Annotated in this window: 14 protein-coding genes and 4 pseudogenes; 8 read left to right on the forward strand and 10 right to left on the reverse strand. The window is 60.3% G+C overall.

Features of this window, described 5'->3' with window-relative positions; all coding sequences use genetic code 11:
* Positions 1–58: 58 nt before the first annotated feature.
* From EKN06_RS14160 to EKN06_RS16025, 4 genes and pseudogenes are all read left to right on the forward strand, one after another.
* Positions 59–903 (forward strand): annotated as a pseudogene (locus tag EKN06_RS14160) (IS110 family RNA-guided transposase); the annotation flags it as partial.
* A 477-nt stretch (positions 904–1,380) separates the two neighbouring features.
* Positions 1,381–1,869, forward strand: coding sequence for a VOC family protein (locus tag EKN06_RS14165; RefSeq protein ID WP_127613565.1), 489 nt, complete (start codon positions 1,381–1,383; stop codon positions 1,867–1,869).
* Complete coding sequence (locus tag EKN06_RS14170) at positions 1,866–2,699, forward strand: sugar phosphate isomerase/epimerase family protein (protein ID WP_127613566.1); 834 nt, start codon at positions 1,866–1,868, stop codon at positions 2,697–2,699. The genes EKN06_RS14165 and EKN06_RS14170 overlap by 4 nt, the downstream gene beginning before the upstream one ends.
* Positions 2,700–3,168: 469 nt before the next feature.
* Positions 3,169–3,803: pseudogene (locus EKN06_RS16025) on the forward strand (transposase); the annotation flags it as partial.
* Here EKN06_RS16025 and EKN06_RS14180 read toward each other — a convergent pair.
* A pseudogene (locus EKN06_RS14180) lies at positions 3,789–4,274 on the reverse strand (IS630 family transposase); the annotation flags it as partial. The pseudogenes EKN06_RS16025 and EKN06_RS14180 sit on opposite strands and share 15 nt — an antisense overlap.
* A gap of 282 nt (positions 4,275–4,556) precedes the next feature.
* Here EKN06_RS14180 and EKN06_RS14185 point away from each other — a divergent pair.
* Positions 4,557–4,730 (forward strand): annotated as a pseudogene (locus tag EKN06_RS14185) (transposase); the annotation flags it as partial.
* Between the two features lie 65 nt (positions 4,731–4,795).
* Here EKN06_RS14185 and EKN06_RS14190 read toward each other — a convergent pair.
* The 8 genes from EKN06_RS14190 to EKN06_RS14225 all read right to left on the reverse strand — a co-directional run bounded on the left by EKN06_RS14190 (position 4,796) and on the right by EKN06_RS14225 (position 12,439).
* Positions 4,796–6,754, reverse strand: coding sequence for an oxidoreductase (locus tag EKN06_RS14190; RefSeq protein WP_127613567.1), 1,959 nt, complete (start codon positions 6,752–6,754; stop codon positions 4,796–4,798).
* A 69-nt stretch (positions 6,755–6,823) separates the two neighbouring features.
* Positions 6,824–7,384, reverse strand: coding sequence for a VOC family protein (locus EKN06_RS14195; protein ID WP_127613568.1), 561 nt, complete (start codon positions 7,382–7,384; stop codon positions 6,824–6,826).
* A gap of 165 nt (positions 7,385–7,549) precedes the next feature.
* Entirely contained in the window at positions 7,550–8,149 is a 600-nt protein-coding gene (locus tag EKN06_RS14200) for a TetR/AcrR family transcriptional regulator (protein ID WP_127613569.1), read from the reverse strand.
* A 97-nt stretch (positions 8,150–8,246) separates the two neighbouring features.
* A complete protein-coding gene (locus tag EKN06_RS14205; RefSeq protein WP_127613570.1) occupies positions 8,247–8,942 on the reverse strand; it encodes an SDR family oxidoreductase in 696 nt (231 codons plus the stop codon).
* A gap of 2 nt (positions 8,943–8,944) precedes the next feature.
* Positions 8,945–10,348 (reverse strand): aromatic ring-hydroxylating oxygenase subunit alpha, encoded by a 1,404-nt coding sequence (locus EKN06_RS14210; RefSeq protein WP_127613571.1) that lies wholly within the window; start codon positions 10,346–10,348, stop codon positions 8,945–8,947.
* A gap of 52 nt (positions 10,349–10,400) precedes the next feature.
* Positions 10,401–10,742 carry a hypothetical protein gene (locus tag EKN06_RS14215; protein WP_127613572.1) on the reverse strand — a complete coding sequence of 114 codons (342 nt, stop codon included), beginning with the start codon at positions 10,740–10,742 and terminating at the stop codon, positions 10,401–10,403.
* Positions 10,743–10,762: 20 nt separating this feature from the next.
* Positions 10,763–11,524 (reverse strand): SDR family NAD(P)-dependent oxidoreductase, encoded by a 762-nt coding sequence (locus EKN06_RS14220; protein WP_164844091.1) that lies wholly within the window; start codon positions 11,522–11,524, stop codon positions 10,763–10,765.
* Positions 11,525–11,614: 90 nt separating this feature from the next.
* Positions 11,615–12,439, reverse strand: coding sequence for an SDR family NAD(P)-dependent oxidoreductase (locus tag EKN06_RS14225; protein WP_338068109.1), 825 nt, complete (start codon positions 12,437–12,439; stop codon positions 11,615–11,617).
* A gap of 54 nt (positions 12,440–12,493) precedes the next feature.
* Between EKN06_RS14225 and EKN06_RS14230 the strand changes: the two genes are divergently transcribed.
* On the forward strand, positions 12,494–13,696 hold the full coding sequence (locus EKN06_RS14230; RefSeq protein WP_127613575.1) for an alpha-hydroxy acid oxidase: 1,203 nt from the start codon (positions 12,494–12,496) through the stop codon (positions 13,694–13,696).
* A gap of 18 nt (positions 13,697–13,714) precedes the next feature.
* On the opposite strand, the gene EKN06_RS14235 is transcribed toward EKN06_RS14230, so the two are convergent.
* Positions 13,715–14,524: an SDR family NAD(P)-dependent oxidoreductase gene (locus EKN06_RS14235; RefSeq protein WP_127613576.1), complete on the reverse strand. Its 810-nt coding sequence runs from the start codon at positions 14,522–14,524 to the stop codon at positions 13,715–13,717.
* A gap of 96 nt (positions 14,525–14,620) precedes the next feature.
* Between EKN06_RS14235 and EKN06_RS14240 the strand changes: the two genes are divergently transcribed.
* Positions 14,621–16,009, forward strand: a complete 1,389-nt coding sequence (locus EKN06_RS14240) for an aromatic ring-hydroxylating oxygenase subunit alpha (protein ID WP_127613577.1) — start codon at positions 14,621–14,623, stop codon at positions 16,007–16,009.
* Positions 16,002–16,910 (forward strand): MBL fold metallo-hydrolase, encoded by a 909-nt coding sequence (locus EKN06_RS14245; RefSeq protein WP_205693917.1) that lies wholly within the window; start codon positions 16,002–16,004, stop codon positions 16,908–16,910. Before EKN06_RS14240 ends, EKN06_RS14245 begins: the two co-directional genes overlap by 8 nt.
* Position 16,911 lies beyond the last annotated feature (1 nt).

A 16,911-nucleotide genomic window follows, 5' to 3' on the forward strand; every position in this document is an offset into this window, starting at 1 on the left:
CCGTCCGGCTCCAAGGGCCCACTCCAATAGGGGGTCAATATCCAGTGCCGATTGACAGGCTCGACTGCTACATTCGTTTGGTCATGAGGTTAGGCTGATCGCTACTCAACTGGTGAAACCGTACGTGAAGCGCGGCAAGAATGATGCAGCAGATGCCGAAGCGCTTTGCGAGGCGATGAGCCGACCATCCATGCGTTTCGTGCCGGTGAAGACTACGGAGCAGCAGGCCGCCTTGATGCTGCTGGGTGTTCGCGAGCGTTTGATCCGTAACCGCACGCAGGTCGTCAATGCGGTTCGGGGATATGCGGCGAAGTTCGGTATAACAGCACCTACTGGGCTCCCCCAATTTGTTCGCTTGCTTGAAGATATCCAAACCGATGACCGCGTGCCCGCTTTGGCGCGGGACTTATTCATCGTTCAGGCAGTCGAGTTTGCGCAGTTGCAGGAGCGTATTGGTAAGATCGATGAAAAGCTGAGAGCGTGGCATCAAGCCGATGAGCGTAGCCGCCGTTTGTCCCGGATCCCTGGCGTGGGGCCTATTGGCGCGGTGATGTTGGCGTTGAAAACCCCAGCACCGGAGCTGTTCCGCTCGAGTCGCCATTTTGCGGCTTGGCTCGGGCTGACACCGAAAGACCAGTCGACGGGTGGCAAGACGAGGCTTGGCACGATCACTCGAGCAGGAGACGAGGCTTTGCGAAGTGTGCTGGTGGCTGGTGCAACGTCGGTGATCAGCCATTACCGCGGCAAAGAGGGACACGGAGCAATCGTATCGTGGATCAATCATCTGCTTAAGCGCAAGCCCCCCAAACTTGCGCTGTGGCCCTTGCCAACAAAATCGCCCGAATCGCATGGAAGCTCATGATAAGTGGCGAAACTTACGGAAAGCGGGAGCATGCTGCATAACGTCGGTGACTGAAGCTTGGCTCGGTACCGAGAGCACTGCGTGAAAGTGCCGGGCTGTTGCCAGACCTTGCAAGGTGAAGCGTAGATGGTGTGATCGATCGATCCTCGATGCGAGATATCCCGCACTCGGCCATGGACTTTGAAGGCCGTCGCCCTGATAGGAACTCCCATCGCGGAAACCATCTTGGCCAGCGTTCAATATGAGCGCACTACAAAGGCCGGACATATGGACGCAAGCGATCTGATCAAAAGCCAGAAAGCACCTTGTGAGGCGGGGGCCGTGCACATATAACCGAGTAGCACGCTGCGTCCACAGTCGCGCCGGGAGATTTCAGGCTCGGGTACTCGCTCGTCCGGCAGCCGATAACCTGACAAGCCCTCCAGACATGACAATCGAGGTAGGACTGGTCTTTTGACTGGTGTCGCCCGCTCGTTGCCTGACCTAGCCTGCGACATACCCTAATCGAGAGAACCTGCATGATCACCGGCATACACCACGTCGCACTTCATACCGCGCAGTTCGACCGGATGAAAGATTTCTACGAACGCGCCTTCGGCTTCGTGCCCATCACCGAGCCGAGCGGCTGGTCCAATTCGCCGGAGATAGACCGCGCCATCGGCGTACCGGGATCGGCGGCGCGCACGATGATGATGCGGGCCGGGCGAGTTTGCATGGAAATCTTCGAATATGCCAGCCCGCCCGCGCGTGAGGGGCACCCACTGCGACCTAACGACCACGGATACACCCACTTCGCAGTCGACGTGACAGATCTGACCGCAGTCTACGACGATCTGATCGCAGCGGGCATGCGGTTTGGCGAAAACCAGCCCATCGGCGAAGGCGGCATTCGTGCGATCTATGGATACGACCCGGACGGCAACGTGATCGAGGTGCAGCAACTGGCGCCCGACCATCCCTACCACCTCGACAATATCGCCAAGGCCGGCCGGAGCGACGCGGCATGAGCGAGAAACTTCACGCCGCCAATTGGACCCATGCGGGCGATATCCGGCCCGAACCGGGACGCTTGGCAAGCCCCCTGCCCCTACGTGACCGGATCGAGGCGGGCGCGCGGGCGGGATTCATAGGCATGGGCTTCATCTTTGACGATATCACCTCCGCCCTCCACCAACATTCGGCGACAGAGCTGCGCGCGATGCTGGCCGACAACGGTATTGAACAGGTCGAGCTGGAAGCATTGGCCGATTGGTTCGTCGTAGGTGCCGACCCATGCACCGATGCCCTGCGCCTTGCCGAGGCGGTCGGCGCGACGCGGGTGAAGGCCATCGGCGCGTTCGAGGGCGATGTTCAACCTGAGGACATGATCGACGGTTTCGCGCGAGCCTGCGACCGCTTCGCCGGGATCGGGGCGAACGTCGTGATCGAGTTGATGAAAGCGTCAAACCTAAATACGCTTGAAAAAGGCCTCGCCGTCGTCACCGGCGCGGGGCGGGCCAACGGCGGACTGCTGATCGACAGCATGCATGTCGTACGCTGCGGCATTTCACTGGATGCGATCGCCGCGATGCCGTCAGGAGCCCTGCTCGCGATAGAGCTGGACGGCGTGCCCGAGGGGCCTCCTGATCCCGACATCTGGGCCGACATGGTCGATCACCGGCTGCAACCCGACGAGGGCTCGTTCGACAATGCCGCGCTGGTCCGCGCCGCTCGGGCGGCGGGCTTCAACGGGCCGTGGGGAGTGGAGATCGTAGCTAGGGCACACCGCGCCTTGCCGCTGGACGAAGCGGTAAGGCGCAGTGCAGCAGCGATGCGGGCGGTTTTGGCCAGGACTTGAGCACAGTCATTGTCGGAAACGACTTTTCGGAAGATATTGCTGCGGCGACTGAGGCGAACGACCGCGGTGTGCCTCACACAACCGACACACTAGCCCCCGAACGAAGCCAGGCGGTCGATTGGGCAGAATGTGGCATCACCGATGGCCGTCGATTTCAATCGGTGCACTCAGGCGATCACCGTCTGGGCAACCATGCCAGCCCTGCATGCGAAGCTCGACTGAGCGCATCCCCAACATCCGATGCGGCCCGCGGTCCGGGCCTTCGAAATGGTGCGCACCCGCTCTTGCGCAAATATCGCCACACCGTGCGGCCAACCCGCCTGCTTGCCCAGCCAAGCTCATTCAGCCGGACCAATGCAACCACCTCCTAGCACTACTTTGGCAGATTTTTGTTGATGGGTTCGCTTTTGGAATTCCTCAGCAAGGATTCCGATGATTCATAGGGAGCCAGCTTTTTGGGAGGCTGGCGATGGATACGGATTGGCGTGGCGAACTGGATGAATGGCTGGCACCGTTTGTTGCGGCGTTGAAGCACAAGACGCGCTCACGGATGTGTCCGGCACATATCGCGGGACTGATCGGCCCAGGAGATCGCAAAAGCATACAGCCGATGGCTGCGCGCGACAGCGATGTCAACTACGACCGGTTGCATCATTTTATCGCGCGCGGCGTGTTGGGCGAAGAGCCGCTTGAGGCGGCGCTGCTGGCGGAAGCCGACAGGCAGGTGTCCGCTTTGGCTGTGTCTTGGCCGACGCAGGCTATGGCATGTCCGCGCCATTCCGGCAGGGTCTGAGCGAATGCGGTCTTACCTGGGCCGTTGGCATACCGTTCAGGCAGAAGGTCTACGCACACGGGTCGATATCCGCCAAGGCGATGCTGGCGACGGCAACGTGGCGCAAGGTCAGTTGGAGGCGCGGCACGAAGGGGCCGCTTGTCGCCCGCTTTGCCGCCGTTCGCGTGCGTGTCGCCGATGGTCCGCCCCAGCGCATCGGTGACATGGGGGCACAGCACCCGCCCGGCGAGGAGGTCTGGCTGGTCGGCGAACACCGTTCTACCGGCGAGCGCAAATGCTATCTCTCCAACCTGCCTGCCGATACTCCGATGAACCTTGTCGACGAACAGCGGATCGGTGGATAGCTTGAATGTCTGTGACCGGTGCGGTTGCAGACCAAATGCCGCCCAGATCCGGCGGATGGTGGTGTGCGACAGCCCTGCCTCGGTCGCCATGGAGCGGATCGACCAATGGGTGGCATCCGTCGGAGTGGTGTTCAGCGTGCGCTCGATCACCTGAACCACCTGCGCATCGGATACTGTTCGCGGTCGGCCCGCACGATATTCGTCGGTCAGCCCCTCGATGCCATCCTGCACGAACCGCCGACGCCATTTGCCGACCGTATGTTCATGCACACCGAGGCGTTCGGCAACTTCCTTGCTCTGCAATCCTTCTGCACAGAGCAGAACCATCCGGCACCGATCCGACAGCGAACGCGGCGCTTTGTGCCGGCGGACCTGAGCTTCGAGAAAAGTCCGATCCTCACCGCTCAACACGACCAAATCCGCCTGCCTACCCACCATCATGAACGCTCCTGCCTTTCTGACAAGAGCATATACAATGATACTTACTTCAGTTTCAGATGACTAGGGTTGAAGCATATCTTCCACGTGTAAGGTCGTCGACAATGCGGGAATGACTGGTAAGCGGACTTTTGCGTCGGCTCTTCCATCTCGACGATACTGCCCGAAGCACCCAGCCTTTGCACCAGCTTCTCGAATGGCTGGCTAGGCGGTAAACTCGTAAACGACCTTGAGGTTAGCGAGGCTCCGTGATTCAGGCTTTCCGTGACGATGGAGAGAGGGATGGTGCGGCTGCGATATGAACTGATGGATGGGGAATGGTCGATTATTGCGCCGCTTCTGCCGAACAAGCCGCGCGGCGTTCCTCGGGTCGATGATAGTCGAGTGCTGAACGGCATACTCTGGCGCTTCCGCACCGGTTCTCCATGGGCGGAAGTTCCCGAGCGCCATGGCCCATCGAAGAGGTGGTAGGCCAATCAACCCCGTAAAGCCGGACCCTGAACGCTTCGATCGGCGAAACGTCAGAGCGTACGTCCGATCCTGTCACCTTCGCGGATCGCTTCTAGGGCCGAACGGGGCACATAGGCGTCGCCCACCAACTTGGTGGGCGCATGGCGTTCGCACGCTTCCACTAGGTCGGTCACGGGCTGGGCGGGTACTCCGGCGACAATGAAGTCGCAGGGCAGCGCCACCTCCTTCCCGGTTGTCCCGTCAAATACCAGCAGGGTTCCGTCGTGGATCGACCGCGCCTGGCTCTGCGCCATCACCTTGACGCCCCATTCGGGAAGCAGCCGCAAGTAATCGGCAAGGTGGGTGAAGCCCAAGTTCGCCCCGAAATGAAGAAATGGCGTGACCACAGTTACCGATGCACCCCGTCGGACGAGCGCTTCGACGCATAGCCCGGTCTCATATGTCCCCCGTCGGTCGACGATGACGGCATTGGTGCCCCGCATCTCGAAGGTCTGCCCTTCAATTTCGCCCTGCACCGCCGCGTCGATTTCGAGCACCGGCACGGAATCGTCGGTTGCGAATTCCAGATGCGACTTGGCCCTTGCACCGCTTGCCAAGACGATCGCATCGGGCTTCAATTCTTCGATCAACGCCTCATCGACAGTGGTCTGCAGTATGACCCGCACCTGTAAAAGCTCGAGTTCCTGTTCGAGCCATGAGGTCATGGCGAGAAGGTTCGAGGCGCTACCAAGAGTTTCGACCAAATTGAGCCGTCCGCCAAGCCGATGACCGGATTCCGCCAGCGTCACCTGATGCCCGCGCCTTGCCGCAACCTCGGCCGCCTTCATTCCCGCTGGGCCGCCGCCGATGACGAGCACCCGCTTGGGTTTCACCGGTTCGGCGTCCAGCTTCCGGAAGCGGTTTTCCTCGCCCACTTCCGGGTTCTGGATGCAGGTGATTGGATACATGCTCACCCGATCTATGCAGCCCTGGTTCGCTCCGGTACAAGTGCGGATACGCGGCGCCTCGCCGTGTTCCAGCTTGTAGACAAGGTCGGGGTCGGCGATCTGCGCGCGGGTCATGCCGACAAGATCACAATCGCCATCGACAAGCGCCTGTTCAGCGAGGTCGACCGTCGGAATCTTGTTGACCCCGATGACGGGGATACGCGCCCCTATACGTTGGCGCAGCGCATGGACCGCGGGCAGCGTCTTGCCGAACTTGTGCCGATAGTTCGTTATGACCTGGGCATAGTCGAAATTGCCGCTGCCTTCCGACGTGTTCACGTAGTCGAAGCGGCCCGTCGCGGTCAGTTCGTCAACGATGTCGCAGATGTCGTCGAATTCGAGCCCACCCCGTTCACGGCCGCGAAAATCGTCGAGCGAAATGCGAATGCCCATCACCTTTTCGGGTCCGATCGCCTCGCGGACCCGGCGTGAAAGCTCATGCGCAAAATAGGTTCGCTGGCCCCATTTGTCGGTGCGATAGTTGGAAAACGGCGTCCACGATTGCTGCAGAAGATAACCGTGCGTTCCGTGCAGTTCGATCCCGTCCATGCCGTTCTCGACCGCACAGACCGACGCGGCGACGAAGGCATCGAGCACTTCCTCGATCTCGGCGTCAGTCATTACGTGACAGGCTTCGCCGTCGGCGCTCTCCAGCGGCGAAAATCCCCAGATCGGCTTGAAATCCTCGTGAGTCTCGGCCTTGCCCATGACTCCGAAGTGGAAAACCTGCGCCAGAATCCTGCCGCCGTGGCGATGCACGCGGTCGCTCAGCTGGCGAAACTTGGGAGCCATCGTCGCGGCATCGAAGACCCAGTGATTGAGCATCTGGCTAGCTTCGTGAACGTGCATGGCAGTGGTCATCATCAGGCCGGCGCCGCCTCTCGCGCGCCGTTCCAGATAGGCCATGTATCGTTCGCCATCGCAATCCGGCCGGAAGAAGTCGGTATAGGCCGCATGCGCGGTAATGACGACGCGGTTCTTCAGCTCGATCGGGCCAAGTCGCAACGGTTCGAGCAGCTTCATGCAAATCCTCTCCCTAGGATGCGTGCCGGTTTCCGGTCACGCGCTTGTTCCTATTCGGTCATGCGATAGTCACTTGGGCAGCAGCGCGGCCCGGCTATAGTCGGTGATGCCTTCGGCCTCGATCTTCCATGGATCGCCCGGCTTCCACGCTTCGTGCGCCCGCTTCCAAAGGCCGAACATGCCCATGATGTGCATTGGATCGCCATGGATCTCGGTGAAGCCTCCGTTGAGGCTTCGCGTATCGAAATAGGCCGCATTCACTTCGTCGGCGTAAAGCTCCGTCGCGAGATCGTAGCCCATGTCGAGCCAGTGCCGGCGTTCGGCATCGAAGTCGGAGACGAGATAGGCGATGTGATGATAGCCTTCTTCGCCCGGCGCATACATTTCGCGATAGATCGAATTCTTGTCGTCATGCTGCTCGATGAACTGGATCATCATGTCGCCCAGGTAACCGAAGGCGTAGGAAACGTCGGCTTCCTCGTCGGTGCCGCGATAAGTGAATTCATCGCATTCATGGTGGCGGATCATGAAGAACGGGCCGGCACCGAATGCCTGGGACCACTTGCGCGCCGCGTCGTCGATACTGGAGACAAAGTAGGCGCATTGAAAAAGCTGTCTGCTGGTCGTCATTCTGGTCTCATCCCCCAGGCCCTGCGATGATCCGCAGGTCGCGATGATCAGACGAAGCCGCTGCTGCGGCGACGTGCAAATCCGCGTGTTCACTTGCTAATGCGAGGACAGGCTAGCTATGATTCAGCAGTTGCACAATATAAAATCAGCGCCGTTCACCGGTCTTCACGCGGCGCCGTTGCCTTGCAGCTTCATGGCGCGGATATGGTTTCGCAGGTAGCGCTGCTGCTCGACTTTCGGCCAGGCTTCGGGCTGGGTGGTCACCATCGCCGATATGCCGTTCAGGAAGATCTGGATGGCATTGGCGTGAAACGCCTTGTCGATGTCCTTCGGCAATTCGCCGCGTTCGATTGCATAGCCAAGGATCATCATAAGCGTCTTGTTGGTTTCTTCGATGCCGATCAACCGCTCTTCGGCAAGAGCCGGGTCATGCGTCACTTTCCCCCAAAATCCGAACCAAGCCTGCCAGTCGCGAAGGTTAGATTCCGTAATGGGAAGCAGCGCCGTAATACATTCGAGCAGGTCGCCGCCCGCTTCCATCACGGTCTGGACCCGAACCGGTGTTTCGCTCAGCACCGAGCCAAAGGCCGACAAGAGCAAGTGCTGCTTGTCGCGAAAGTAGTGCGAGAGGATGGTCGAACTGTATCCCGCCTTGCGTGCGACCGCGCGCACGGTCACCGAATCGATGCCCGTTTCAGCGATCATTTCCTTGACGATATCGGCGATGATCGCGCGCCGTTTATCATGATCGACAATCAAAGGCATCGTTCGAACCCACTCGTCCCCGTTAATGCGACTCAGGCCCCTTAGTCAGGATTGCTGCAGAACAGAAGGTCAATTGACCAACCGCTTCAATCGGCTGTCACCAGGGATGGATTCCACCATCCCATTTCCGGAACTTGCCACTGTCTTCCTTGGTCAGGTTGCGGATCGCGACAATGTTGTCGCGCGCGGCATCGGCCGGCTCCAGATCGGCCACGTCGCCCGCCATGTCGGTCTTGATCCAGCCGGGATGCAGCAAGGTGAAGATCAGGTCCTCGTCCTGCATTTCCTGCGCCAGCGCGGTCATCGCCCGGTTGAGCCCGGCCTTGGCGGTGGCATAGGAATAACCGATCAGGTGATCATAGGCATGGGCTGCGGTCTGGCTGGTGATCGACACGATCTTCTTGTCGTGGCCCCGCCGGACATGGGGCAAGAAATTCTGCATCACCCTGAACGGCCCCATCAGCATGATATTCAACTCGCGCGCCCAGTTGTCATAATCCATGTTCTGGAACGTCTGCGTATCAAGCCCGCCCCATACACCTGCATTGTTGATCAGGATGTCGATGTCGACGTCCTTCAACTCCTCGGCGCAGGCTTTGACCGATGCCATGTCGCCCACGTCCATGCGGTGCACCGTCAGGCGGCCTTCGCTGGCCTCTGCGACATTGCGCAGCGCCTCGGCAGCCTGCGGGTTGCGACAAGTTGCATAGACGCGCTCGCCTTGCTCGGCGAACTGCCGGGCCAGCTCAAAGCCCAGTCCGCGCGCGGCGCCAGTAATTAGAATGTTCGTCATCGTCAGTTCCTGGTGGCTGGCTTGTCGAGATATTTCATGAGCGTCCGGTGCATGTGGCGGATCCGGATTTCCTGGTAATTGGCAAGCGTCACGCCGTCGCGGCCCAGCGTTGCACAGCCAAGCTGCGCCGCTTCCATGTTGCCGGTATCCTGGTCGTAGACGTTGCCGATGTAAGGATCGATGCCCGGAACGGTGGTATAGGATTCCTCGGATTTCAGGCGATAGGGCTCGGCCGTTTCCCACTTGCTGCCGTCCGTCGGCCTTTGCTTGAGAATGACGAGGTCGAAAATTGACTTGTCCTTGCTCATCCCGAGCGGACGGAAGCGATAAACGATCGGGAATGCCACGCCGGTAAAGAATTGTTGATTGGGAAAGGCGAAATAGGCGATCGAATCGACAATCTCGGAGTCCGAGATTTGGTCGAGATTGCGCATGCCTTTCTGCCGGGACATGTCGCGGAAGAACTGGGCCATGACCTTGCGCGCCGAGCTCCCGTTGGGGACGGTCAGCTTCTCGCCGACATCGCCGCTGTCGCCCATCAGGAAACTGTCAAGGATCTCCTGTTCGGTCAGCTCCTCCTTGAGGAAGGCGCTGGGCGACCCGGCCACGTTGATCAGGCGGTTGATGTTGTCGCCATAGAAATCGTACTGGGTGTTCGCGTCGCCATTGGTCCGCATCAGTTGCGGGTGGGTTTCCATGACATGATAGGCCTCGAGAAAGGCTTCTGACGCGATCTTCCAGTTGCAGTTGAGCTCTTTCTGCACGTGCATCGCAACATAACGGTTGGTGAACACGTCGCTCGAAACATGCTCCGGCAGCGGGGAGAGATAATCCAGCAACGGTTCCGCATTTTCGTCGAGATTAACGAACACGAACCCGCCCCAGACTTCGCACCGCACCGGCTTCAGGGCGTAGGCCGCCTTGTCGACGTGGGGGAAGTCCCATTGGCAGGGCAGCGTTTCAAGCTGGCCGTCAAGGTTCCACTGCCAGCCATGATACGGGCAACGGATGATATCAGCACTGCCTTCGCTAGCGGGAGGCTTGAGCATCGTGCCACGGTGCATGCAGGCGTTGCGATAGGCCTTGATCCCGCCATCCCCTGTTCGCACGATCAGCACGGAATAGGGGCCGACATCGTAAACGATGTAGTCGCCGTCTTCGGGGATATGTTCCTCGCGGCAGGCCCATTGCCAAACCCGCGGCCACATGTCGCGGATTTCACGCTCGAAGAATTCCTGCGAGATGTAACGCTCGACCGGAATGTCCTCGTCGCCAAGGAATTCGTAGCTCTGCTCGGTAAGAAAGTCGGGAACGGAACGGCTGTCGTCGGCAAGAATGTCCTGGACGCTGATGCCGGGGCAACGTGCCTCGCCCGGTTTCGCGTCTGTTTTCACGTCGTCGGTCATCTTGCTCTCCGTTCCGCGGCGCCAACCATTTTTCCGCCGCCGTTCGCCACGATCAAACGCGCGTCTTTCGCGCCCCTTCGATCTCCTCGTACAGACCCGCCCAGATCGGCGGAGCAAGACAATCGGAAACACCGATCTTGCCCGCTTCCACGGCCGCGCCCATTTTGGCCATTACCGCCATCGGATCGTCCGTCTCGACTTCCATCGTGACAAGGTAGCCATAAGCCTCCCCTTCACCCGTGGTGCCGGGCACCAGCTTCATCCGTTCCGAAAAGGCGAACCCCGCGTGCTCCAGCACTTCCTTCATATGCGTGCTGGTGTGCCACTCGTTGAATTCTTCGTCCCTGCCCGGTGCGGCATTGACGAGTGCGACGAACCTGTATCGCTTGGCCATTCCTCTATCCTTCTTAATGCTTAATGTGCGGTCCAGCCGCCGTCGATTGCGATCGATGCCCCGTGCATATAGGGCGACGCGTCAGAGGCCATGAAGACGACCGTTCCGGCGATCTCGCCGGGCGTAGCGACGCGGCCAGCCGGCATGCGCGACATGAGGACGGCATTTTCCGGCGCTTCGGGATCGAAGCCCGCCATCATCGGCGTCAGCGTGATGCCGGGCGAGATCGCGTTCACGCGAATGGCATCCTTCGCATAATCGACGGCTGCGGCGCGGGTGTATCCGAGGATGGCGTGCTTTGCCGCAGTGTAGTGGGCCGAATAGCCGAGAGCGAGATGGCTCTGCGCCGATGCGTTGTTGATGATCGAGCCGCCCTTGCCTTGCTTGAGCATCTGCTGGATCTCGTACTTCAGGCACAGGAAGGTCGAGCGCACGTTGGTATCGAAGCTCTGGACGCAATCCTCCTCGGTCAGGTCCGCAAGCAGGCCCATTCCATAAAAGACGCCTGCGTTGTTGAACGCGACATCGAGGCCACCGAACTGCTTGACGGTTTCGGCCACCAGAGCCTCGACCTGATCGGCTTTTGACACGTCGCACTGGAAGAAGCGGCATGTGCCGCCTTCCGCTTCGACCTGCCTGAGTGTCTCGTCACCCGAATCCTCGCGGCGGCCGCAGATCATTACTTTTGCGCCTTCTTTGGCGAATGCGATCGCAACGGCCTGACCGATGCCGCTTCCCCCGCCCGTTACAAGCGCAGATTTACCGTCCAGCTGTCCCATCATCATCTCCTGAATATTTGTCTTGGCGAGGCGAAGCACGCCGCTTCAAGGTTCCGCAAAAGTGCCCCGTGCCTGCGGTGCGCCACGGATCTCTCACGGGAAGGTGTGCATGCCCCCCTCGAGCATGAAAGTCTGTCCGGTGATGTAGCTTGCGCCGTCGCTGGCAATGAACACGGCCAGAGGGCCGGCATCGCGCTCGGGATCGCCCAGGCGGCGAACGGGAATCTTCTGCTTGAGCTCTTCCACAAATTCAGGCCGCGCCGTCTTCCACGCATCGAATGCGCGCGTCTCCAGTGCCGGGTTAATGATGTTTACCGTAATCCCGTACTGGCCCCATTCCCGAGCTGCCGTCCGCGAAAGGCCCCTGATCGCTTCCTTAGTCGCGTTGTAGCAGGTGTTGCCTTCAAACCCGACCTGGCCTGACGAGGATGCGAAGTTGATCACCCGGCCGTAGCCCGCGTTCTTCATATGTTGAAAGGCCGCCTTCATGAACCAAAGCGATGCGGTCGCGCCTGTGCGGAAAGTGTATTCCCACTCGTCCTCGTTGGTATCCTCGCACGGACTGAATACGGTAGAGGGTTGCGGGCTGGCCTCGGTCCCGAAACCTTGCGCGTTGTTCACGACGATGTGTAGCGCGCCGAATGCTTCGACGGTCTTGTCCACCGCGGCAAAGACCTGATCGCGCTGCCCCACGTCGCAGGCCACACCGATCGCCTCGCCACCAGCGTCGCGGATTTCCTTGGCCACCGCCTCGACCGTCGTCGGCGTGCGCGAGACTACCGCAACCTTGGCGCCCTCCGCGCCATAGGCCAAGGCCATCGCACGACCGATTCCCCGACCCGCACCAGTAACAAGGGCAACTCTGCCTTCCAGTATCTTCGAAGCCATAACATCCTGTCCCGAACTTTTATTGTGCATCGGTTGTATAAAAATTAACTTGCCCCCGCAAGACCCGCAAACCTATAAATTTGCATGATCGGAACGAAACTGGTCTGGCAGCGTAAGAGGATGAAACACCGCATGGCCAATCTACGCACCGTGGCCAATGTCGAAAACCTGCGATCTCTGGCGCAGAAGTCATTGCCGCGACACCTTTTCGATTTTGTAGATGGGGCAGCCTTTCGCGAAATCACTCGGAACGAAAATCTGGCGCAACTGGCGAAGATCCGGTTCCGGCAGCGCACCTTGCGCGACGTCAGCAATGTCTCGATCGGTACAACCTTGTTGGGCCAGGACTGCGCCATGCCCCTGGCCATCGCACCCACCGGCATTAGCGGCATTCTGGCAGGTGGTGCACGCGGCGAGATATTGGCGGCGAAGGCCGCGGTCGATGCGGGCATACCCTATACGCTCGGGATGATGGCGCTCAGCTCGATTGAGGACGTTTGCGCTGTCGCCCCGCCCCCGTTCTTCCAGATGTGCATGATGCGCGACCGGAATCTGGTCGCCGCCATGGCAAGGCGTGCGCACGATGCCGGTTGCCCCGCGCTTGTGCTCACCACGACATGGCCGTATTATTCCCAACACGACCGGCTGACGAACAACCCGGCTTGGTCGATGCCGCCGCGCATCCTGTCGCGGGCGCTGATCGAATATGCATCGCGACCTCGCTGGGCCATCGCGACGCTGTTCGGGCGTCCGATTCGGTTCCGGAATTTCGATGCTCATCGGCAAAGGCCATGGGACATCGTCGAGATCGTCGGACAGCTTGACGCCTCCACAAGCTGGGACGACGTCGCATGGCTTCGCGACCTTTGGCCCGGCAAGCTGGTCCTGAAGGGCATCAACGAGCCAGAAGATGCCGAGCGCGCGGTCGGCCTCGGCGCCGATGCCGTCGTCGTTTCGAACCACGGCGGCAACCAACTCGACGAATGCAGCGCCACGATCGAAATGCTTCCCGCGGTCGCCGCGGCCGTCGGGGGCCGGAGCGAGGTGCTTATGGACGGCGGCATCCGGTCGGGTCAGGACGTGCTGAAAGCCATGGCGCTCGGAGCGCGTGGTTGCCTGATCGGACGCGCGCACCTCTATGGCCTGGGCGCGGCGGGGCAGGCGGGCGTGTCCAAGGCGCTGGAGGTAATCCGCACGCAATTGCACATCACCACCGGCCTCGTCGGCCTCACGGACGTCAACGAGGCTTCGCCCGCCATTCTCTATGATCCGCCGCCGGCACATTGACCGGCCGCGCTGCCGGCATCAGCCGTTTTCGTATTCGCGCTGGTAGCGTTCGAGGTCCTGCATCAGCGGATTGCGGCGCAGTGTCAGGCCGCCATTGAGCTGGAGCACCTGTCCGGTCATGAAGCAATTGTCCTGGCCCAGCCAGACGCATCCTTCTGCGATATCGTCACTGGTGCCGTAGCGGCCCAGCGGATAGCAGTCGGCGAAGCAGGCTTTCATCCAGTCGGGGATGTCGCTGCCCCCGAAATTCTCGTGATGCATCGGGGTATCGGTGTGACCGGCCGCAATCGAATTGACCCGGATACCCAGCTTGCCGAACTGGTTGGCGACGGCACGCACGACTTGGTCGATTCCGGCCTTGGTGCCCATATAGGCCTCGTAGCCGCCATCAACCGTGGTTCCTGGCTGCGCAACCGCGGATGAGATCTGGATTATGGACCCGCCGCTGGCCTGCATGGCCTTGACCATCGCCTGCAGAAAAAAGAACGATCCTTTGAACTGAAGGTCAATCAGCTTGTCGAGATCGGCCTCTGCGAAATCGACGAAAGGCCCGCCCACCGCAACCCCGGTCGAATTGATCGCGATATCGATGCCACCCATCCGCGAAGAAGCCTCCTCAGCCAGCGCGAACACGCTGTCGCGGTCGGTCAGGTCGCAAGCGACGGCATGTCCACCCAGTTCCCGCGCGAATTCCTGCAGCAGTTCGATGCGGCGGCTGGACACGGTCACGTCGCATCCCTCCGACTTCAACCGGCGCGCGATCGCCTGTCCCATGTTGCCAGTTTCGGCCGCGCCGATCACCAGAGCCCTTTTGCCTTCCAGTCGCATCGCTCGATCCTTCCTTTTATTTTGCGCTTGTTGTATAAACCTCAAACAAGGACTGTCAAACAAACAGCTGATGAAGCATGATCGATGGAGAGATGAATGCCCCGGAACTTGACGGACAAGGCTTTTCGCAAACCCGACAATCCGACGACGCAGGACATTCTTCATCGCGACGGCGGCCCGGTTCCCCCAGTTTTCGAACTGGAAGCGCCGCGCTTTCTGGGTGATAAGGACATCGATTTCGACCGCTACACCAGCCGCGAATTCATGGATCGCGAATTCAGGGATCTATGGCCGAGGGTATGGCAATGGGCGTGCCGTGAGGAACAGATTCGTGAGCCAGGAGACTATTACGTCTACGAAATCGGCCGCAAGTCGTACATCGTCCTGCGCGATAACGAAGGTAACGTGCGCGCCTACGTCAATTCGTGCCTTCACCGCGGGACCAAGCTGCGCAGCGGCCACCGCGACGGGTCGGCCAACGAACTGTCCTGCCCGTTCCACGGCTGGACCTGGAGCCTTGAGGGGGAACTCGTCCGGGTGCCATGCGCGTGGGATGCGCCGCACATCAGGGACCGGGACTTCCATCTGCCGGAGGCCCGCGTCGGTTTGTGGGGCGGTTTCGTCTTCATCAACCCCGACGGCAAGGCGCCGCCGTTAGAGGAATATATTGATCCGCTGCCCGAACATTTCGCGAATTTCGCGATGGAACGCCGCTTCATAGAACTCCATATCGAAAAGGAGCTTTTCTGCAACTGGAAGGCCGCGAAAGAAGCCTTCATCGAGAATTATCATACTCAGACCACGCACCCAGAACTGCTCGCCGCCGCATATGACGAGCCAACCCAGTACGACATTCTGGGCAAACACGTTTCCCGCTTTCTCAATGCCTTCGGCGTATCGAGCCCGCATCTCGACAAGCCCCTGAGCGAACGCGAATTGCTGGAATCCATGCTCGTCGGCGACCGCGACAAGCTGATCGGGCAAAGCGAAACCGGCCAAGACGAGACGGCCCGGATCGTGATGGCGCGAACGCTGCGCAGCGCCCTTGGCGAAGCCTACAAGACGGACCTGTCCCGCTTTACCGACACCGAGGTGATCGACGTCGCGCAGTACGGCCTGTTTCCCAACATGATCCTTTACCCCCAGCTGACCCTGCCGGTTGCCTACCGCTTCCGCCCCATCGGCAACGATCCCGACAGGACGCTGTTCGAACTGGTCATGCTGCGGCAGATACCCGACGAAGGCCCTCGCCCCGAACCGGCCGAGCCCTTCCGTCTCCGCGAGGAGGACAGCTTCGCGATGGTTCCCGGCTTCGACAAGACCCTTGCTCACGTGTTCGATCAGGACACCGACAACGTACGCGCGCAGCAGGAAGGGTTCTACGCCAGCGAGAAAGGCGCACAGACGCTGCTCAACTACCAGGAAGTGCGGGTGCGCTACCTCGAACAGACAGTCGACGCCTACTTGGACGATCGCCATGACTGAGGTACTCGATCACGGCACTGACGATAAGTTGCTGCAATGGCATATCGGCCATATCGTCATCACCCGGATCGTCGAATCGACGTTCGATGGCGGGCTGGACGCTTTCCTGCCCTTCGCGACCCCGGACGCCCTGCGTGCGATCGAATGGCTCGGCCACGAATACGTAACGCCCGAAGGCGTGCTAAAATTCAGCATACACGCGCTGGTGATCGAAGCGCACGGCAAACGGATCATCGTCGACACATGCGTCGGTAACGACAAGGACCGCAGCGCCTTTCCCATCTGGCACCAGCAGAGCTACCGCTTCCTGGACCAGTTGAATGCGGCGGGCTTTCCCCCGGAAAGCTTCGATTTCGTGCTCTGCACCCACCTCCACCTCGATCATGTCGGCTGGAACACGGTGCTGCGCGATGGCAGGTGGATACCGACCTTCCCCAATGCTCGTTACCTGATTGCGGAGCAAGAATACGCCGTCATGCAGGAACTGGTCCGCGATACCGGCGGAGACGTGATGCGCGACGTGGACCGGGCGGTCGTCGCTGATTCGGTGTTGCCAGTGATCGCGGCCGGGCTGGTCGATTTCGTGCCGTGCGATTACGTCGTGTGCGAAGGTGTCCGACTGGTGCCCACGCCCGGCCACACGGCGGGTCACGTCAGTGTGGAGGTCACGTCCAATGGCCAAGCCGCCCTGATCACCGGTGACTTCATCCATCACCCCTGCCAACTCGCCCATCCCGAATGGTCGATCACGTCCGATTACGATCCGGCCCTGTCGGCCCTGACTCGTGAAGAACGCTTTTCCGCCATCGCTGGCACCGACGCGATCATGATCGGCACTCACTGGCCGACGCCCAGCGCCGGCTGCATCGACCGGGACGGAAATGCCTATCGGCTGCGCTAGG

It is taken from the genome of Croceicoccus ponticola, assembly GCF_004004515.1.
GTDB lineage: Bacteria > Pseudomonadota > Alphaproteobacteria > Sphingomonadales > Sphingomonadaceae > Croceicoccus > Croceicoccus ponticola.